The organism is Streptomyces sp. NPDC030798, assembly GCF_055572275.1.
Genome location: NZ_JBVIDR010000016.1, coordinates 119094 through 138571 on the forward strand (window position 1 = coordinate 119094; position 19478 = coordinate 138571).

The window sequence follows — 19478 nt, forward strand, 5'->3', positions numbered from 1 at the left end:
CGGGGTCGGACCCGAATGAGCCGCAGTCGCAAGGAGTTCCCGCCTGTGATACCGAGATGGCCGGCGCCGCGCAGGCGCCGTACCGCCCACGTCGGGAGGGCAGCGGCCGTCACCGCCGTCGCCCTCCTCGCCGCGCTGATCCAGCCACTGGCCGCCGAGGCCGCCACGCCGCCCGCGCCGCCCTCGGACGCCAAGCTCGCCGCCCAGCCCGCCCGGCACGACGACACGCGCGAGCAGTTCTACTTCGTCATGCCGGATCGTTTCGCCAACGGGGACCGGTCCAACGACAGGGGCGGCCTCACCGGCTCCCGCCTGAGCACCGGGTACGACCCCACCGACAAGGGCTTCTACCAGGGCGGCGACCTCAAGGGCCTGACCAGGAAGCTCGACTACATCAAGGGCCTCGGCACCACCGCCATCTGGATGGCCCCGATCTTCAAGAACCGCCCGGTCCAGGGCACCGGCGCGAACGCCTCCGCCGGCTACCACGGGTACTGGATCACCGACTTCACCCAGGTCGACCCGCACTTCGGCACCAACAAGGATCTCAAGACCCTCATCTCCAAGGCGCACGCCAAGGGCATGAAGGTGTTCTTCGACGTCATCACCAACCACACCGCCGACGTCGTCGACTACCAGGAGAAGGCGTACGACTACCTCTCCAAGGGCGCCTTCCCCTACCTGACCGAGGACGGCAGGCCCTTCGACGACGCCGACCACGCGGACGGCACCAGGAAGTTCCCGGCCGTGGACGCCGCCTCCTTCCCGTACACGCCGAAGGTCACGAGCCGGAGCAAGGTGCCGTCGTGGCTCAACGACCCGACGATGTACCACAACCGGGGCGACTCCACCTACGCCGGCGAGTCCACCACCTACGGCGACTTCTCCGGGCTCGACGACCTGTGGACCGAGCGTCCCGAGGTCGTGCACGGCATGGAGAAGATCTACGAGCGGTGGGTGAAGGACTTCGCCGTCGACGGCTTCCGGATCGACACCGTCAAGCACGTCGACATGCCGTTCTGGACCCAGTGGGCGACCGCGCTCGACGCCTACGCGGCGGCGCACGGCCGGAAGAACTTCTTCATGTTCGGCGAGGTCTACTCCGCCGACACCTCGATCACCTCCCCGTACGTCACCCAGGGCCGCCTGGACGCCACCCTCGACTTCCCCTTCCAGGACGCGGCCCGCGCCTACGCCTCCCAGGGCGGCAGCGCGCAGCGGCTGGCGAGCGTCTTCGGCGACGACTACAAGTACACGACCGACAAGGCCAACGCCTACGAGCAGGTCACCTTCCTCGGCAACCACGACATGGGCCGCATCGGGTACTTCCTGAAGCAGGACAACCCGAAGGCGACCGACGCGGAGATCCTGAAGAAGGACGAACTCGCCAACGAGCTGATGTTCCTCAGCCGCGGCAACCCGGTCGTCTACTACGGCGACGAGCAGGGCTTCACCGGAGCCGGCGGTGACAAGGACGCCCGCCAGACCATGTTCGCCTCCAAGGTCGCCGACTACCTCGACGACGACGAGATCGGCACCGACCGCACCCACGCGAGCGACTCCTACGACACGAGCGCACCCCTCTACCGCGAGATCGCCGCTCTCTCCAGGCTCCGCAAGGCCAACCCGGCCCTGACCGACGGCGTCCAGACCGAGCGTTACGCGGCCGACGGCGCCGGCGTCTACGCCTTCACCCGCACGGACGCGAAAACCGGGCAGGAGTACGTCGTCGCCCTCAACAACGCCGACGAGACGAAGACGGCCGACTTCGCGACCGGCTCGGCGAACATGACGTACCGCGGCATCCACGGCACCAAGGACACCCTCACGACCGACGGCGACCGCAGGCTCACCGTCACCGTCCCGGCCGGCACCGCCGTCGTCTACCGGGCCACCGGCACCCTCGCCCGGCCCGCCACCCGGCCGTCCCTCACCCTGAAGGCCCCGGCCACCGGCGCCACCGGGACCGTCGAGGTCTCCGCCGACGTCGACGGCGGACAGCTCAACCGCGTCGTCTTCGCCGCCCAGGTCGGCAACGGCACGTGGAAGGTCCTCGGCTCCGCCGACCACGCTCCCTACAAGGTCACCCAGACCATCGGCACCGACGTGCCCGCCGGGACCGCCCTGCGCTACAAGGCCGTCGTCGTCGACCCGGCCGGGCACACCGCGAGCGCCACGGCGAGCAGCACCACCGGCACCCCGCCCGCGCCCGAGGTCCCCACGGCCTCCTCCCGGGACTACGCGATCGTCCACTACAAGCGCACCGACGGCGACTACGCCGACTGGGGCCTGTACGCCTGGGGCGACATCGCCGACGGCGAGGCCACGAACTGGCCCGCCAGCCACCCCTTCACCGGCCGCGACGCCTACGGCGCCTTCGCCTGGGTCAAGCTCAAGCCCGGCGCCTCCACCGTCGGCTTCCTGGTCATCGACAAGGACGGCAACAAGGACGTCTCCGCCGACCGGAGCATCGACGTCACCAGGACGGGGGAGGTGTGGGTCGAGCAGGGCAGGACGGACGTCCTCACCCAGCGGCCCGACCATCCCGCCCAGGACACGACCAAGGCCGTCCTCCACTACCACCGCGCCGACGGGAACTACGACGGCTGGGGTCTGCACGTCTGGACGGGTGCCGCGAACCCCACCGACTGGTCGAACCCGCTGAAGCCGGTGAAGACTGATGCCTATGGCGCGGTCTTCGAGGTGCCGCTCACCGAGGGTGCCACCAGCCTCAGCTACATCATCCACAAGGGCGACGAGAAGGACCTGCCCGCCGACCAGTCCCTCGACCTCAAGACCAACGGTCACGAGGTGTGGCTGGTGAACGGTCAGGAGAAGTACCTGCTGCCGCAGCCGGCGGGCAGCGCCGCCGCGCTCGACCTGGCCACCTCCAAGGCCATCTGGATCGACCGCGACACCGTCGCCTGGGACGGCGTCGACGGCGCCGCCTCCACCCAGCTGCTGTACTCCCACGACGGCTCGATCGCCGTCAAGGACGGGACCCTGACCAGCGACGACGAGCGCTGGCTGCGCCTGACGAAGACCACGCTCACCGACGCCCAGAAGGCCAGGTTCCCGCACCTGAAGGACTACACCGCCTGGTCCGTCGACCCGCGCGACCGGGACCGGGTGCGCACGGCGCTCAAGGGCCAGCTGGTCGCCTCGCAGCGGGCCGCCAACGGCGCCGTGCTGGCCGCGACCGGCGTGCAGATCGCGGGCGTGCTGGACGACCTGTACCCCGGCGCGACGAAGGCGCACCTGGGACCGACGTTCCACGACGGCAGGCCGACCCTGTCCGTGTGGGCGCCGACGGCCCGGAGCGTCTCGCTGGAGCTGGACGGCTCCCGCAAGGCCATGCACCACGACACCGCCACCGGCGTCTGGTCCGTCACCGGACCCGCGTCCTGGAAGGGCAAGCCCTACCGGTACGTGGTGAAGGTGTGGGCGCCGAGCGTCCGCAAGATGGTCACCAACAAGGTCACCGATCCGTACTCGGTCGCGCTCACCGCGAACTCCGGGCGCAGCCTCGTCGTCGACCTGAACGACAAGGCCCTCGCCCCGGGCGGCTGGACCACCCTGCACAAGCCCAAGGCCGTGCCGCTGAAGGACGCGCAGATCCAGGAGCTGCACATCCGGGACTTCTCCGTCGCCGACAGGACGGTCCCGGCGAAGGACCAGGGCACCTACCTGGCCTTCACCGACAAGAACAGCGACGGTTCGAAGCACCTGCGCGCGCTGGCCAGGTCCGGCACGTCGTACGTGCACCTGCTGCCGGCCTTCGACATCGCCACCATCCCCGAGCGGAAGGCCGACCAGGCCACCCCCGGTTGCGACCTGGCCTCCTACCCGGCCGACTCCGACCAGCAGCAGGAGTGCGTCGCGAAGACCGCCGCGAAGGACGCCTACAACTGGGGCTACGACCCGTACCACTACACGGTCCCCGAGGGCTCCTACGCCACCGACCCGGACGGCACCGCCCGCACCGTCCAGTTCCGCAAGATGGTGCAGGCGCTCAACCACGACGGGCTCCGGGTCGTCATGGACGTCGTCTACAACCACACGGCGGCCAGTGGCCAGGCGGACACCTCCGTCCTCGACAAGATCGTGCCCGGCTACTACCAGCGGCTGCTCGCCGACGGCTCGGTGGCCAACAGCACCTGCTGCGCCAACACCGCGCCGGAGAACGCGATGATGGGCAAGCTGGTCGTGGACTCGATCGTCACCTGGGCGAAGGAGTACAAGGTCGACGGGTTCCGCTTCGACCTCATGGGCCACCACCCGAAGGCCAACATCCTCGCGGTCCGCAAGGCCCTCGACGCGCTGACCCCGAAGAAGGACGGCGTCGACGGCAAGAAGATCATCCTGTACGGCGAGGGCTGGAACTTCGGCGAGGTCGCGAACGACGCCCGGTTCGTGCAGGCCACGCAGAAGAACATGGCCGGCACCGGCATCGCCACCTTCTCCGACCGGGCCCGTGACGCCGTGCGCGGCGGCAGCCCCTTCGACGCCGACCCCGGCGTCCAGGGCTTCGCGTCCGGGCTGTACACCGACCCGAACTCGTCCACCGCGAACGGCACCCCGGCCGAGCAGAAGGCCCGGCTGCTGCACTACCAGGACCTGATCAAGGTCGGCCTGACCGGCAACCTCGCCAAGTACCGCTTCACCGACACCGACGGCAAGGAGGTCACCGGCGCCGAGATCGACTACGGCGGTCAGCCCGCCGGGTACGCGGACGCCCCCGGCGACGCCCTCGCCTACGTGGACGCCCACGACAACGAGTCGCTGTTCGACGCGCTGACGTACAAGCTCCCGAAGGACACCCCGGCCGCCGACCGGGCCCGGATGCAGGTCCTGGCCATGGCCACGGCCGCCCTCTCCCAGGGGCCGTCCCTGTCCCAGGCGGGCACCGACCTGCTGCGCTCGAAGTCGCTGGACCGCAACTCCTTCGACAGCGGCGACTGGTTCAACGCCATCCACTGGAACTGCGCCGACGGCAACGGCTTCGGGCGCGGGCTGCCCCCGGCCGCCGACAACCGGTCCAAGTGGGACTACGCCCGGCCGCTGCTGACGAGCGTCGAGGTGGGCTGCCCGCAGATCACCGGGGCCTCCGCCGCCTACCGGGACCTGCTGCGCATCCGTACGACCGAGAAGGCGTTCTCGCTGGGTACGGCGGCGCAGGTGCAGGACCGGCTGGCGTTCCCGCTGTCGGGCAAGGACGAGACGCCGGGCGTGATCACCATGACCCTCGGCGGGCTGGTCGTCGTCTTCAACGCGACCCCGAAGGAGCAGGAGCAGCGCATCGGCGCCCTCGCCGGGACGCACTACCGGCTGCATCCGGTGCAGGCGTCCGGCGCCGACCCGGTGGTGAAGACCTCCTCCTACGCGGCCGGCTCGGGCACGTTCACGGTCCCGGCGCGGACCGTGGCGGTGTTCAGCCGGTCGGACACGTAGGGTCGGGCCGTCGCCGTAGAACAGGAGTGCTCATGCCGCAGATCACCGTCGACCACTCGCACGAGGTGGAGGTCGTCTCGGACGCCTTCGTGCGGGACCTGCACGAGGCGGTCGTCGAGATCGCGGCGGCCGAGCCGGAGGCCTGCAAGACGCTGTTCCGCAAGGCGCACACCGGGTTCGGGTACGAGGGGCTGACGGACGACCGTCACGTCGTCGTCCACGTGACCATCGGGCTCCTCGCCGGCCGCAGCGACGAGACGAAGGCGCGGCTCACCGAGGCCGTGCTGGACGTGCTGCGCAAGCACGTGGCGGCACAGGACGGGGTCACCCTGCACGCCTCCGCCGAGATCCGGGACCTGGACGCCTCGTACCGCAAGTTCGTGCGGTAGGGGCGCTCAGGAACCCAGGGAGATCAGCCGGCCGACGAGCTCCGCGAAGGGGCCGTCGGCCGGCTCGTCCTTGACCATCGTGCGCAGCAGCAGGGCCATCTCGTCGTCGTAGGCGGCGCTGACGGCGGCGAGCGCGGCGAAGTCGTGGACGAGCTGGAGCTCCAGTTCGGCGCGCGGTACACGCCGGCCGTCCAGCCAGAGCAGCGCCGTCGACTCGGCGAGCGAGATCCAGCTCCGCACGACCAGGTCCAGCCGCGGGGGCGCCTCGGTGACGCCCAGGTGCGCGAGGATCTGGTCGTACGCGGCCTGCCGTACGGAGTCGATGAGGGCGTTGGTGGCCGAGGAGCCCACGGCCGGGCCGCCGCGCATCAGCGCCGAGAAGCCGGGGCCGTGTTCGTCGACGAAGTCGAAGAAGCGGCGCATCACGCGCAGCAGCCGGGCGCCGACCGGCCCCTCGTGCGGCTCCGCGAACCGGCCCGCGAGATCCTCCGCCGCGCGCTTCAAGGCGGCTTCGTACAGGCTGACTTTCCCGGGGAAGTAGTGGTAGACCAGCGGGCGCGAGATGCCCGCCGCCGTCGCTATCTCGTCGATGGAGACGTCGTCGGGCGAACGCCGGCTGAACAGGTCCAGGGCGACACCGATCAGCTGCTGCCGTCGCTCCTCGACGCCCATCCTGCGGCGAACCCCGGTACTCATACGAACACCTTACCGATCGGATCCGGCCGTCGGCGGTTCCGCGACGAGCGCCCGCCGGCCCGCACCCTCAGTGCAGTCCGCTGATCGTGCGCCCGTCCGCCAACGTCCCCTTCAGCGTGGCCTGTACGCCCTGCCGGGCCTTCGTGGCCAGCAGCGGCCCCTGGCCCGCCGCCGTGACGCCTCCGCTCGCGTGGATCGATGCGGTGTCCGGGCTGCCCGCGGCCAGCAGGTACCAGGTGCCGGTCCCGGACTTCCACAGCACGCCGGCCAGCACATGCGGATCGCGAGGACCGCAGGACCTGGCGTCCGTGCCCTTGGCGACCACCGCACCGACGGGCCCGCCGGGCGTGCGGAACTGGGCCAGCGCGGCCGTGCCGTCACCGCGCCAGGTCTCCGCCCTGGTGCACGCCCACTGGCCGATTCCACCCGCCTCCGGGAGCTGCTGCTGGGCGAAGGCCCAGGCGTTGACGGTGCGCACCCCCGCCGAGCGCTCCATGGCCAGCGAGCAGGCGAACGGCGCCCAGGCCTGCAGCCCCGCGGGGGTGGACGCCTCACCGGTGGCGCCCGGGCGCCCGGCGGTCAGATGGGCCGGGACCAGCTCGCCGAGGTCGGTGGCCAGCCGGGTGCCGGTGGCGTCGGTCAGCTGGAGCACGTTCCACGAGGTGCAGCTGCCGGGCTGCAGGGCGGGGCTGGCCAGCGGGGTGGTGACGCCGTCGGTGAGGGTGAGCGGGGTCGGCGCGGCGCCCGGTTTCATCAGGTCCCGCGCGGCGGCCCTCTTCACCCAGGGGGCGGTCAGATAGCGGACGTTGCCGTCGGCCCGGCCGAGGACCAGCGCGCCCGCCTCGGCTCCGGTGGCGCCGTCGACGCGGGCGAAGTCGAGGGCGGCCCCGGAGGTGCCGTCCTCGGGCTCGGCGTAACGGACGATGCGCAGGCCGTCGTAGAGGACCACCACCCGCGCGTCGTCCACCTGGCCCGCGTACAGCAGTTGGGGCGGGCCGGACGGGCCGCCGGTCGGGGTGCCGGGGGTCGCCGAGACCCGGACCGTCTCCCCGGGGCGGGCCCAGACGGCGAGGGCACGGCGCAGCAGGGCCTTGTCCCGGGTGAGCGGGCCGCGCGCCGGCCAGACGGAGAAGTCGGCGCGAGCGGCGGACTCCCAGGCGTTCGGGACGACCCGGACGAGCTGGGCCGGGTCGAGGGCGGCCTCGGCGGCCGGGTTCTGAGCGTAGACGGGCGCGGCGGCGCCGTCGGGGCCCCAGCCGCCGCCCGGCAGCGCCACCAGCGCCCCGCACACCGCGAGGGCGGCCGCCGCGGCGAGCGCGGCCTTGGTGTGCTGGCGGCGCCGCATCAGGTCGGTGGGCCGGGCCTGCAGCGAGCAGGGGTCGAACTCGGGGGAGGAGAGCAGCGCATCCTGCGCGGGCACCCCGTTGGCCTCGGCCAGCGCGGACTCGGGGGTGCCGACCCCGGCGGACTCCAGGATCCGGTGCACCTCGGGGTCGGCCAGCCCCTCCAGGCCGCGCAGCACGTACGCGGCGCGGGCCGGAGCGGACAGGGCCGACAGCCGCTGGTCCAGGGCCAGTTCGTCGGCGCCGCCGGAACGCGGGAAGAGCCGCAGTCCCCACACCTGGGGCAGCAGCGGGGGAAACTGGGCCAGCCGGGGCAGCACCTTGCGGGGGCGGGCCGCCTCCAGGGCCGACCGCAGGACGCGCGAACGGACGAAGGCGTACCCGGCGTCGCCGTCCCGGCCCGTGGACTGGGCCGGGATCGCGGCGGGCCGGGTGCGGCCCCGGGGCAGGGCCCGCTGGACGAGGGCGTGGGCCGTCAGCACCCGGCGGCTGCGGCCGAGGCCCGGTGGCAGGACCAGGTAGGCCAGCCGGACCAGCCGGGGATAGTGCTCGACGAGGGCGGCCTCGGCCTGTTCGAGACCGACGCCCGGGTCGGCGGGGGCGGGTGCGTGGCGCTGGGCTACATCCTGTGACTGCACGTCCGGGAGAACGAGCGAGCCGTTGATTTGTCACCGCCAAGCGGGTGACCGGTGCTCCTGCTCAGTCCTCCGGCTCGACCAGGGCGCGTGCGTAGTTCGCCATGGAGCGCTGGTAGCGCGGCAGATGGGGGGCCAGGGCGCCGAGCACCAGGGACAGCCCCTCGCGGTCACGGCCCAGACTGGACAGGCACAGCGCGAGACAGGCCCGTACCGCGTCGTCCAACTCGTCGGAAGGGCCGTCGAGTTCGGGGGTGAGGAGCTTGACGCCCTCCTCGGCCTGCCCGATGTTGCGCAGCGAGCTGGCGAGCTGGATCCGGGCCCGGCGCCCGCGGTAGCCCTGCAGCCCGCGCGCCAGCGCCTCCCGGTAGAGCGGCGCCGCCCGGTCCGAGTGCCCGGTGGAGTCCCAGGCGCAGGCCTGCTCGAACGGGCCCAGCGGGCTGTCCTCCGGCAGCTCGGCCACGAGCGCGTCGATCAGGGCGCGGAACTCGTCCGCGCGCTCCTCAGGATAGTCGTCGAAGGTGGCCCAGGCGGCGGCCACACGGTCTTCCCAGTCTCGGTTCACCGGGCCACCCTGGCACATCTGTGCCCACCCGCCCAGCGAGTTTGAGCGCACCGCGCCCCGCAGCCGTATCCGAAGGAGCTGAGGCATGCTTGGCCCACCAGGACCGGAGGAACAGATGAAGGCGACGCGACTGCTGCTGGCTGCCACAGCCGTACTGGCTCTGGGCGGCTGCGGCGCCGGCTCGGACACCGAGGCGGTGCCGCCCACCGCCACCGGAAGTCTGGAGAGCCTGGCCGCCGAGGTGAAGTGCAAGCCGAACATCCAGACCGACGCCGACGAACTGCGCCAGGCCATCTGCAAGAACACCCACGGCAAGTTCGTCCTCGCCACCTTCGCCACCGACCGCGGCCAGCGCGAGTGGATCAACGACGCCAAGGACTACGGCGGTTACTACCTCGTGGGCCGCAAGTGGGTCGCGGTCGGCGACGACGGGGTGGTCACCGCACTGCGCGGCACCCTCGGCGGCGACGTGGAGATCGGCACCGACCACCACGCGCACAGCGGCTGAGCCGGCGCGCGAACGACGACGGCGGGCGGTGGGAACTCCCACCGCCCGCCGTCGTGTCGGGCGCTCGTCAGGCGCAGTTCTGACCGCGGTTGATGCAGCTCGCGATCTTGTTGGCCAGACCACCGGTGGTGACGCTGATGAAGTCGTCGTGGTCGGTGGACGCCTTGTGCAGCTGCTCCGGGAAGCCGTCCACGGCGTAGGCGTTCTTCACCTGGCCGTTCTGGATGGTCGGCGGGGTGATGTTGTACACCAGCCGCATCGTCAGCTGCGGAATGGCCTGGAAGCCGTTCGGGCAGACCCCGCTCGCCGGGTCGGCGAACGCCACGTGGGTGCGGTGGTTGGCGCTGTCGACGTTCTTGCCGTCCCAGCAGCTCTGGAAGGCGAACGTGCGCACCACCTTGCTGCCCTGCGGGCAGATCGGGTACTGCTCGGTCAGCTGGACCTTGTTCTCGAAACCGGTGCAGCTCCAGTGCGCGTTGGCGTTCGCCAGACCGTTGGTGGTGGTCTTGGCGTCACCGGTGATGATGCGCAGGAACTGCGGCATCGCGACGACCTTGCTGGCCGGGCTGCCGACGTACTTGATCTGAGCCTGGACGGGGGTCAGGATCTTGCCGACGTTGCCTTCCTTGCCGCCGCCGTCCTTGTTCTGGTCGAAGTCCTGCGAGCCGTCCTGGACACGGACGACCGGCCAGTAGTACGCGGACAGGTCGTTCTTGTTCTGGCAGCTCGTGCCGCCCTGCAGGAACGTCTGGTTGCTGGAGAAGGCGTTGACCTTCTGGTTGCCGACGTAGTCGTGCAGGTGGTGCGCGCCGTTGTTGACGCCGGGAGCCACGATCACGTTGTCCGTGTTGTGGTTCTTGTTGGCGTTGACACCGCAGCGCGTGGTGAACGAGCCCGTGGAGGCGTTCCTCAGCTGGCGCGGCTTGCCCTGGACGTTCGGCGCGACCTTCGTGATGTCCACGAAGTCGGCCGCGACCGGGCCGTTGCCGGCCTGACCGCCGATGTTCTGCCCCGCGTTGCCCTGCTGCTGGCCACCGTTCTGCTGCTGACCACCGCTGTTCTGCTGCTGACCACCGCTGTTCTGCTGGCCACCGCCGTTCCCCCCGGCGGTGGTCTGGTTGGCGGTCTGCGTCGTGCAGGCGGCGAGCTGCTTGAGTGCGTTGTCGAAGGAACCGCCGACCCGCTGGATGTCGATCCTGATCCGGTCGATCGTGGCGGTTCGCTTGTCCTTGAGGGGGCCGACGATCGCGTTCTGGACGAAGTTCGGGTCCCCCGCCTGCGCCTGCCGGGTGGAGGCGAGGCGGCTGTAGGCCTCGGTGATCTGCTTGTCCAGGTTCGCCAGCTCCTGCGCCACACCCTGGCGGGCCGCGTTCGGCACGTTCGTCAGCTTCTGCTGGACGTCCGGGCAGGAGATCGTCGCGACCTGGGCCGTCGCGGCCTTGGTCTGGTTGCCTCCCCACGACTGGTTGTTCGACTCGTGCGCCGAGGCGTAGAAGTTCGCCCAGATCAGCCCGCCCCCACCGAGCGCTAGGGCCGCCGATGCGGCTATGGCCTTGGTGGCCAGCGGCGTGCGGCGTTTACGTGTGTTGCGTCCCATGGAACTCCTCTGACTTCCTTGCGGGGCAGCATCGAGGCGCCCGACAGGAGTGAAGCGGCGTCCTTCCATACGGATGCCGTCCCAGGGGTGTTCAGCCGTCTCACGAATTCATCAGAGGAAAGCCCTTGCGTCGGCGGTCAAATACCCTGTGACCAGCGGAAGTTGGCGTGCGAGCCGGCTCGCGGCGGCGCCTGGGGGCAACGCGGCGATTGTCGCCGTCCGGCATCCGGGGACCGGGTTTGGCCGGATGCCGGCGGTGTGCTCGGCGATGCCCCGTTCCGTCACCGCCGGGCAGCGAGCACCTTCGCCTCCGTCTCGGCGTCCAGGCGCGGAGTGTGCCGGCCGGGGCGCTGCGGGGGCGTGCCGCCGATCGCCGTCAGCCACCGCCAGGTGTCCGCGACGGTCTCGCCGACCGGCCGGCACACCAGCCCCGTGGACACGGCGCGCGACACGTCCCCCCGGTGGGCCGCGTCGTACATCTCGCCGCCCGGCGGCACCCACACCGGCAGCTCGGTCCACGGCTCGACCCCGGCGTCCAGGATCACCTGGGGGTCGGTCCAGCACAGCTCGGCGGCGGCGCCGGTGACCCGGACGCAGGCCTCGAGCAGCTCGCCCATGGTGGTGTGGCCGGGCGGGCTCACCAGGTCGTACGGGCCGCTCAGCCCCTGCTCCACCGCCCCGACCAGCCATGCGGCGAGGTCCCGCGCGTCGACGTACTGCAGCGCGAGGTCGTGCGGCCCCGGCGCCAGGACCCGGCCGCCGCGAGCGATGCGGGTCAGCCACCAGGGCAGCCGGCCGACGTTCTCGTGCGGGCCGAGGATCAGCCCCGCCCGGACCAGCAGCGAGCCGTCCGTGCCGAAGGCCTCGACGGCGGCCAGCTCGCCGCCCCGCTTGTCCCGCTCGTAGTCGGTCGGCCCGGCGTCGGCGGCGGCACCCTCGACCAGCGGCCCGTTCTCCGCCGGCCCGCCCAGCGAGGGCCACGGCCAGCGGTACACCGAGCGGCTGGAGATGTACGCGTACCGCCCGGCCCGGCCGCGCAGCAGCTGTGCCGCCGCCCGCACCGCGCGCGGCTCGGCCGACCAGGTGTCGACCACCGCGTCCCAGCTTCCGCCGTCCCGCGCGAGGGCGGCGAGGCCGTCGGGAGCGGTGCGGTCGCCGTGCAGCGACCGCACCCCGACGGGCGGTTCGTGCCGTCCCCGGTGGAAGACGGTCACCTCCCAGCCGCGCCCCAGCGCGGCCTCCACGACGGCCCGACCCACGAACTCCGTACCACCCAGCACCAGAAGTCTCATGGGGGGAGCGTGCCCGGTCCTCGAGGCGACAGGGAAGGGCTGTCTGCCCAGGGCAGACAGCCGCCGTCAACGCGCGGCCGGCGGCGTGTACTTGTAGCCCACCCGGCGCACCGTCTGGATCGCCTGGCGGTGCCCCTCGCCCAGCTTGCGGCGCAGCCGGGCGATGTGGACGTCGACGGTGCGGCCGTCACCGACGTGGCCGTAGCCCCACACCGTGGTGACGAGCTGGTCGCGGGTGTGCACCCGGTGCGGGTGCGCCACCAGGTGCGCGAGCAGCTCGAACTCCAGGTAGGTGAGGTCGAGGTCCCGGCCGTCGACGGCGGCGGTGCGCCGCACCGGGTCGATCCGCACCAGCGCGTCGCCACCGGCGTCGACGGTCTCGGCCGGGGCGACGGGCGAGCGGTCGGCCGGGATGAGCACGAGGTACCCGACCATCGGCGGCTGCCCCGGCAGCGTGGGCAGGGCGTGCTGGGGCGCCGGCAGCCAGGTGGCGCCCGGCGGCAGGAACTGCGCGACGTCGATCACTTCGTCCCGGTCCACTGCGCGCAGGTGGTTGCGTGCGCCGGCGGCGGAGGAGGCGTTGAGCGTGGCGGTGGTCGCGGTGGCCGCGGTGGTGGACGCCGCGGTGGACAGGGAACGGATGGTCGCCATGACAGGTCAGCTCTTTCGCGCGAAGGGTCGTCGGAGGACGTACGGCGTTTCGCGCTGGCCGAAGGCCGGGGTGTACGGCTTTAGAGGGCCCGCGCGTTCCTCGCGCGGCAACACACCCGGTCGTAGTCGTGGTGCTGACGGGACGGCCAGAACGGCTCGAGGTCGTGACGACCTGTCGCGGTGTTCTTCGAAGGGGCGGCCATGGGGTCATTGAAGCAGACATGGGCTCCGCGCAGGAGCCCGCTCTCACTTCCTGGACGCTTCCTGGAAGCTTCGTCGGCACGACGCGGGCATGACGCAGGCCTGGCGCAGGCCTGGCGCCGGCATGCCTCGGGGGCGCCCGCCGAGTCGGCGGGCGCCCCCGAGGCGGAAGCGGGACGGATCAGACCTGGCCGGCCTTCTCCAGGGCGGAGCAGCAGGTGTCCACCAGCAGGCGGGTCACCACGTACGGGTCGACGTTGGCGTTCGGGCGGCGGTCCTCGATGTAGCCCTTGCCGTCCTTCTCGACCTGCCACGGGATGCGGACCGAGGCGCCGCGGTCGGAGACGCCGTAGGAGTACTCGTTCCACGGGGCGGTCTCGTGCAGGCCGGTCAGGCGGTCGTCGATGCCGGCGCCGTAGTTCTTGACGTGGTCCAGCGGCTTGGAGCCCTCACCGAGCGACTCGCACGCGGTGATGATCGCGTCGTAGCCCTCGCGCATCGCCTTGGTGGAGAAGTTGGTGTGCGCGCCCGCGCCGTTCCAGTCGCCCTTGACCGGCTTGGGGTCGAGGGTCGCGGAGACGCCGAAGTCCTCGGCGGTGCGGTACAGCAGCCAGCGGGCCACCCAGAGCTGGTCGGAGACCTCCAGCGGGGCGAGCGGGCCGACCTGGAACTCCCACTGGCCCGGCATGACCTCGGCGTTGATGCCGGAGATGCCGAGACCGGCCTTCAGGCAGTTCTCCAGGTGGGCCTCGACGATCTCACGGCCGAAGATCTCGTCGGCGCCGACGCCGCAGTAGTAGCCGCCCTGCGGGGCGGGGAAGCCGCCCTCGGGGAAGCCGAGCGGGCGGGCGCCGTCGAAGAAGGTGTACTCCTGCTCGATGCCGAAGATCGGCTCCTGGGCGGCGAACTTCTCCGCGACCTCGGCCAGCGCGGCACGCGTGTTGGACGAGTGCGGGGTCATGTCGATGTCGAGGACCTCGCACAGCACGAGGATGTCGTCGCCGCCGCGGATCGGGTCCGGGCAGGTGAAGACCGGCTTGAGCACGCGGTCCGAGGAGTGCCCCTCGGCCTGGTTGGTGGAGGACCCGTCGAAGCCCCAGATCGGCAGCGCGTCGAGACCGGCGGGAGCACCCGTGATGATCTTCGTCTTGGAACGGAGCTTGGCCGTCGGCTCGGTGCCGTCGATCCAGATGTACTCAGCCTTGAAGGTCACGGGGCCACATCCTTCGGGGGTGGGTCGGGCGCACTTGCGGGTGCCGCGGCGCTACGGCACTGGGGCGCCGCGTCGATCTGCGAGGCAGCCTGTCAACAGGCGATTTCCCGGCCATTGCTCGCGTGTGAACCCCGTGTTACCGGGGCGTTCTGTGGTGCGGCTCACGTTGTGAGGCGGTGGGTGACGGGGTATGCGGCAGGCTCACGCCGACCCCGCGGCCGCCTTCCGCACCCCGTCCAGGAACCCCCGGATCGCGGCCCGCTCCCGCTCGTCGTAGCCGCGCAGCAGCTCCACCGAGCGCTCGATGAGCGGCCCGAAGAAGGCCCGGCCCAGCTCGACCGCGTGCTCCTCCAGCTCGATCACGACGCGCCGCCGGTCCTCTTCCCCGCGCACCCGCCGGGCCTGCCCGGCCCGCTCCAGCCGGTCCAGGAGCGCGGTCGTCCCGGCCGAGTTGAGCCCCAGCAGGGTCCCGAGCCGGCCGGCGGTCATCTCCTCGCCCGCGCGACGGGCGTCCATGAGCGCGATCAGCGCGCGGACGTCCGTCGGATGCATGCCGTTGCGCTGCGCGAACCGGGCGCTGTGCAGGCCGAGTTCGACGGTGACGGCGCGCAGCAGATGGACGGTCTCCAGCTCCGGCGGTTCGGGCGGGGGCGGGGTCGGCACGCGGGCCTCCGTGCGTATCATCTCGTTGGGCAAGTATCTTGTTCAGCGAGATAATAGGGGGTGCTTCCGCATGGCGCGATCGAGCGGGTACGACGCCGACGCCTTCCGGGTTGCGTACGACAAGGTGCTGGCGGCATGGCCGGCGGACCGCGAGGCGCTGACGGTCGCCACGCCCTTCGGCGCGACCCGGGTCAACGCCTGCGGCCCGCGCGACGCGCCCCCGCTGCTCCTGCTGCCGGGCGGGGGCGGAGCGACCTCCGTGTCCTGGTACGCCCAGGCGGCCGACCTCGCCCGCAGCCGCCGGGTCTACGCCGCCGACCTGCCGGGCGCGCCCGGCTTCAGCGTTCCGGCCGCCGACCGTCACCCCCGTACGGTCGCCGACCTCGTGGCCTGGCTGGAGGCGCTGCTCGACGGTCTCGGCGCCCCCTCGGCCGACCTCGGCGCGCACTCGTACGGCGCCTGGATCGCGCTGCACTTCGCCCTGCGGGCGCCCGCCCGGGTGCGCCGCCTGTTCCTCCTGGACCCGACCCAGTGCTTCGCCGGGTACAAGGCGGCGTACCTGCTGAACGCCCTGCCGATGCTGCTGCGGCCCGCACCCCGCCGGGTCCGCGCCTTCCTTCAGTGGGAGAGCGGGGGAGCGGCCCTGGACCCCGACTGGCTGCGCCTGCAGGAGGCGGCCGCCGGTTTTCCCGCCGCCAGGCCGGTGACCGGACCGCGCCCGGGGCCGGAGGCGCTGCGCGGCCTCGCGGTGCCGGTCCTGCTGCTCGTGGCCGCGAACAGCAGGACCCATGACCCGGGGGAGGTGGTGGCGGCGGCCGGCCGGGTGCTGCCGCGTGCGGAGTGCGAGGTCCTGCCGGACGTCTCGCATCATGCGCTGCCGCACGCGGCACCCGCCGGGCTCGGCCGCCGCCTCATCGGTTTTCTGTCCGGCTGAGCCTCACCCCACCTTCTCGATACGGGCGTGGCGGATGAGGAACTTGCCGGGCTCGCGGACCTGTTCGAAGGCCGCGTTGTTGAGCAGGACGCAACTGCCGGAGACGGAGGTGACCTTCACCGTCGTGGACTTGTTGTTGTCCAGGTTGGTGACCTTCAGGGTGGTCCCCGCCGGGAACTGGTTGCTGGACGCGGCCGGGGCACCGCCCTCACCGGAGAGCGTGACCGTGGAACCGTTGCAGACCTGCTGGCCCGAGGCCGCTCCGGCGCCGTTGTCCCCGGCGGCGGCGGTCTGCGACGGCTGGGCGCTCTGCTGAGCACCCCCGGCCTGCTCGCCGGCATCCTGCTGGCCCTTGCCCTGCTGGGCGTTGCCGCCCTGCTGGGCGCCCTGGCCGCCCTGCGCCGCCTGGGAGCCCTGAGCCGACTCCCCAACGGTGCAACCGGCCGCCTTCTGCTGGACCTCGATCTGCTTGATGACCGCCTCGCGGTTGGCGATCCGGGCCGCCGACTGGGCGTCCGGGTTCGCCTTCTGGTCCGCGATGAACCTGTCGTTGTTGCCGTGGGCCGTGGCCAGCCCCTGGCAGACCGTGGAGTCCCCGGCGGACAGCGTCTTGGCGTTCTGCGGCTGGGCGGCGTTCGAGGTCGACGCCAGGGCGAAGGCCCCGCCGCCCGCCACCGCGGCGGCACTGACGAGCAGCGCGAGCTTCTTCTTCGTGCTGAGTGTTCTCCTGCGCGACATCCGCGCCTCCTGAAGAGGTAGGGGAGCGTACGCCGCTATGTACGAGATACCGAACGAGGTTACTCAGCGGTTTACAGGAGTCAGTGAAGTGGCCTGCGTCACAGGCAAGGTGAGGGGTGCTCAGCTCTTGCCGCGGGAGAGCGCCTCCTGGACGGCGTCCTCACTGCGGGCCACCAGGGCCGATCCGTCGTCGGCGGTGATGATCGGCCGCTGGATCAGCTTGGGGTGCTCGGCGAGCGCGGTGATCCACCGGTCCCGCGCGGACGCGTCCCGCGGCCACTCCTTCAGGCCCAGTTCCTTGGCGGCCTCCTCCTGGGTGCGGGTGATGTCCCACGGCTCGAGCCCGAGCCGCTCCAGTACGGCCCTGATCTCGTCCTCGCTCGGTACGTCCTCCAGGTAGCGGCGGACGGTGTACTCGGCTCCCTCGGCGTCGAGGAGGCTGATCGCGCTGCGGCACTTGGAGCAGGCCGGGTTGATCCAGATTTCCATGGCGCACACGGTACTCGGCACCGCCTCTGTTCGAATTACTGCCGTCCCTCCACTCCCTCCTGGATCAGAGCTGACATGCTGCCAAGTCCCGCATATGACCAGGGGATTAGCGGTGTCCGCGAGGTCTGCTGATTGTCAGTGCCGGGCAGTAGACTTGAGGCAGTGTTCGAGGGAAGTCACCGGAGCCCCGGAGGCCGCCCTGACCGCGACAGGAGGATGCCCGTGCCCGCTGCCGCTCTGAAGTCCAAGCCGTTGCCGACCCAGTCCACCGCCAAGCGTTCCGTCCTGCTCGACTCGCCCTACACCCCGGCGGCCAAGCGCCCGCTGCCGGCCGGCCGGCCGCGCGAGTGGTACGTCACGCACAACCGCCGCCTGAAGGCCATGCGGCTCGCCATAGCCCTGCTGGACTCCGGGATCTACCTGCCGAACCAGGCGCACAACGAGACGATCCGCAGCACGGCGGAGCGGATCGGCGTGCACCCGCCGTCGGACACGACGTGCCACATGGTCCGGGCGTTCATGCGCTAGAGCCTGTCCGGCGGATCAGGCCGGCTTCGAGCAACGGCAGCATGTCGGCGCCGGTGAGCGGGGGCGGGTGCGTGCAGCCGCAGGGCGGAGGAGGGCGTCGACGCGGAGCGTGGGCAACCGACGGCAACGCCGCAGATGTGCGTGCCGGCCCCCGCTCACCGGCATGATCCGCCGGACAGGGCCTGCAACCGCTGAGCGCGGGTGCCGGGCGCCGCGGGGCACCCGGCACCTCACGCGGACAACTCCCGTTCGAGGGGCGTCCGGAACCGAGGGGTCACCCGGGTCGCCCCCACCCACCCCCGCAGCCGCTCCGCCTCGGCCGCCACCGCCGCCTCGGCCTTCCGCCGTATCCCGGCGTCGGTGATCCGCCAGACGATCTCCCCGTCCGCACGCTGGGCCCAGCCGCCCACTACCCGGCCGTTCCACCACACCGTCGGCCCCACGTTCCCGCTGCGGTCGAAGAGCAGCGGGCGCAGCTCCGGCGCCAGATACCAGTCCCGCTGCTGCCAGGCCATGGCCGTCGGGTCCAGCGCGGGCAACAGGGCGGCCCAGGGCTCCGCGGCGGCCTCCACCGGCTCGACGTCACCGTCGGCGACGTACCCCGGGCCCTCCTCCAGGGCCACCTCCCGCGCGCCTATCGCCGCCAGGGCCCGCCGGACCTCGGTGACCCGCCAGCCCGTCCACCACTTCAGGTCCGCCTCCGTCGCCGGGCCGCACACCCGCAGCCAGCGGCCCAGCAGCTCCGCCTGCGCCGGCGCCGCCTCCAGTTCCGGATGCTCCGGCGCCGGCGCCCAGCGGAACTGGCTGGACGTCCAGGAGCCGAGCGGCCGGCCGCGCACGACCTTGCCCTCGACGCCGAGCACGCGCAGCAGGCGGGAGGAGACCGTGTGGACGCCCTCGTAGCTCTTCCCGGCGGCGTACACGAACTGTTCGCGCAGCCGCGGCTCGTCCGCCGTCAGCTCCGCGGCCGTGGCCTGCCCGCGCCGGGCCAGCGCGGCCAGCGCGGACGCCTCGACCTCCGCGAGCCAGGCGGCGTCCGGGGCGCCGGCCCTCGCCATGGCCTTGAGCAGTGAGGCGCGCTCCCGGGCGGCCACGGTGAGTCCTGTGGAGGCGTGGACGACGGCCGTCAGCTCCGTCGGGAACACGAACACGGTGTGCCGCATGCCGTGCATCCGCACCAGCGTCCGGTCCTCGTACAGCGCCCGCTCCGTCTCCGGCACCGCTTTCACCGGATCGGCCAGCCGCGCCGCCACCGCCAGGAACACCGTCGCCGGGTCCGTCCCGTGCAACGCCACCAGAGACCCGGCGACCTCCTCCGGAGTCGCCGCCCGCGCCACGAGCCGATGCCGTACGGCCAGCCGCGCCCGCCGCTCCGCCACCCCGACGAACCGCCGCGCCTCGCCCATCCGAACCTCCCTGTCGCCGCTCCCGCTGTCCTGCCCCGCCATGGTCGCCGACGGCACTGACAACCGGGCCCCCCGGACCACCCCGTCGCGGAAAACCAGATGCACGGGGAGTGACGGCCTTCCTACGCTGGATGACCGGCGCGGAGCCGATCGTCCCACCCACCACACCCCACCCACGG

At 72.0% G+C, this 19478-nt stretch carries 16 protein-coding genes; 5 read left to right on the top strand and 11 right to left on the bottom strand.

Annotation, left to right across the window (positions count from 1 at the left end; genetic code table 11):
* Positions 1–45: 45 nt before the first annotated feature.
* Both pulA and ACZ404_RS31050 read left to right on the top strand, forming a co-directional pair.
* Positions 46–5451 carry a pullulanase-type alpha-1,6-glucosidase gene (gene pulA, locus ACZ404_RS31045; RefSeq protein ID WP_468445639.1) on the top strand — a complete coding sequence of 1802 codons (5406 nt, stop codon included), beginning with the start codon at positions 46–48 and terminating at the stop codon, positions 5449–5451.
* A gap of 32 nt (positions 5452–5483) precedes the next feature.
* Entirely contained in the window at positions 5484–5840 is a 357-nt protein-coding gene (locus ACZ404_RS31050; protein WP_468445641.1) for a 5-carboxymethyl-2-hydroxymuconate Delta-isomerase, read from the top strand.
* A gap of 6 nt (positions 5841–5846) precedes the next feature.
* Here the strand turns inward: ACZ404_RS31050 and ACZ404_RS31055 are convergent, their stop codons facing one another.
* The 3 genes from ACZ404_RS31055 to ACZ404_RS31065 form a co-directional block, all read right to left on the bottom strand.
* Entirely contained in the window at positions 5847–6536 is a 690-nt protein-coding gene (locus ACZ404_RS31055; protein ID WP_468445643.1) for a TetR/AcrR family transcriptional regulator, read from the bottom strand.
* A gap of 67 nt (positions 6537–6603) precedes the next feature.
* Positions 6604–8517, bottom strand: coding sequence for a hypothetical protein (locus ACZ404_RS31060; protein ID WP_468445645.1), 1914 nt, complete (start codon positions 8515–8517; stop codon positions 6604–6606).
* Between the two features lie 61 nt (positions 8518–8578).
* A complete protein-coding gene (locus tag ACZ404_RS31065; RefSeq protein ID WP_468445763.1) occupies positions 8579–9097 on the bottom strand; it encodes a tetratricopeptide repeat protein in 519 nt (172 codons plus the stop codon).
* A gap of 97 nt (positions 9098–9194) precedes the next feature.
* On the opposite strand from ACZ404_RS31065, the gene ACZ404_RS31070 reads away from it, so the two are divergent.
* Positions 9195–9587, top strand: a complete 393-nt coding sequence (locus ACZ404_RS31070) for a hypothetical protein (protein WP_468445765.1) — start codon at positions 9195–9197, stop codon at positions 9585–9587.
* A gap of 67 nt (positions 9588–9654) precedes the next feature.
* On the opposite strand, the gene ACZ404_RS31075 is transcribed toward ACZ404_RS31070, so the two are convergent.
* The 5 genes from ACZ404_RS31075 to ACZ404_RS31095 form a co-directional block, all read right to left on the bottom strand.
* Positions 9655–11184: a DUF1996 domain-containing protein gene (locus ACZ404_RS31075; protein ID WP_468445647.1), complete on the bottom strand. Its 1530-nt coding sequence runs from the start codon at positions 11182–11184 to the stop codon at positions 9655–9657.
* A gap of 281 nt (positions 11185–11465) precedes the next feature.
* The gene (locus ACZ404_RS31080) at positions 11466–12476 is read right to left on the bottom strand and encodes an NAD-dependent epimerase/dehydratase family protein (protein ID WP_468445649.1); all 1011 of its coding nucleotides are present in this window, start codon (positions 12474–12476) and stop codon (positions 11466–11468) included.
* Positions 12477–12542: 66 nt separating this feature from the next.
* Entirely contained in the window at positions 12543–13127 is a 585-nt protein-coding gene (locus ACZ404_RS31085) for a winged helix-turn-helix domain-containing protein (protein ID WP_468445651.1), read from the bottom strand.
* Positions 13128–13509: 382 nt separating this feature from the next.
* Entirely contained in the window at positions 13510–14541 is a 1032-nt protein-coding gene (glnII, locus tag ACZ404_RS31090) for a glutamine synthetase (protein ID WP_468445653.1), read from the bottom strand.
* Between the two features lie 201 nt (positions 14542–14742).
* Positions 14743–15225 (bottom strand): MarR family winged helix-turn-helix transcriptional regulator, encoded by a 483-nt coding sequence (locus ACZ404_RS31095; protein WP_468445655.1) that lies wholly within the window; start codon positions 15223–15225, stop codon positions 14743–14745.
* Positions 15226–15274: 49 nt separating this feature from the next.
* Here ACZ404_RS31095 and ACZ404_RS31100 point away from each other — a divergent pair, with 49 nt between their 5' ends.
* Positions 15275–16138 (top strand): alpha/beta fold hydrolase, encoded by an 864-nt coding sequence (locus ACZ404_RS31100; RefSeq protein WP_468445657.1) that lies wholly within the window; start codon positions 15275–15277, stop codon positions 16136–16138.
* 3 nt (positions 16139–16141) lie between these two features.
* Here ACZ404_RS31100 and ACZ404_RS31105 read toward each other — a convergent pair whose 3' ends face one another.
* Both ACZ404_RS31105 and ACZ404_RS31110 read right to left on the bottom strand, forming a co-directional pair.
* Positions 16142–16876: a hypothetical protein gene (locus ACZ404_RS31105; RefSeq protein WP_468445659.1), complete on the bottom strand. Its 735-nt coding sequence runs from the start codon at positions 16874–16876 to the stop codon at positions 16142–16144.
* A 120-nt stretch (positions 16877–16996) separates the two neighbouring features.
* Entirely contained in the window at positions 16997–17365 is a 369-nt protein-coding gene (locus ACZ404_RS31110; RefSeq protein WP_468445661.1) for an arsenate reductase family protein, read from the bottom strand.
* A gap of 222 nt (positions 17366–17587) precedes the next feature.
* On the opposite strand from ACZ404_RS31110, the gene ACZ404_RS31115 reads away from it, so the two are divergent.
* Positions 17588–17893 carry a hypothetical protein gene (locus ACZ404_RS31115; RefSeq protein ID WP_468445663.1) on the top strand — a complete coding sequence of 102 codons (306 nt, stop codon included), beginning with the start codon at positions 17588–17590 and terminating at the stop codon, positions 17891–17893.
* Between the two features lie 230 nt (positions 17894–18123).
* On the opposite strand, the gene ACZ404_RS31120 is transcribed toward ACZ404_RS31115, so the two are convergent.
* The gene (locus tag ACZ404_RS31120) at positions 18124–19299 is read right to left on the bottom strand and encodes a winged helix DNA-binding domain-containing protein (RefSeq protein ID WP_468445665.1); all 1176 of its coding nucleotides are present in this window, start codon (positions 19297–19299) and stop codon (positions 18124–18126) included.
* Positions 19300–19478 lie beyond the last annotated feature (179 nt).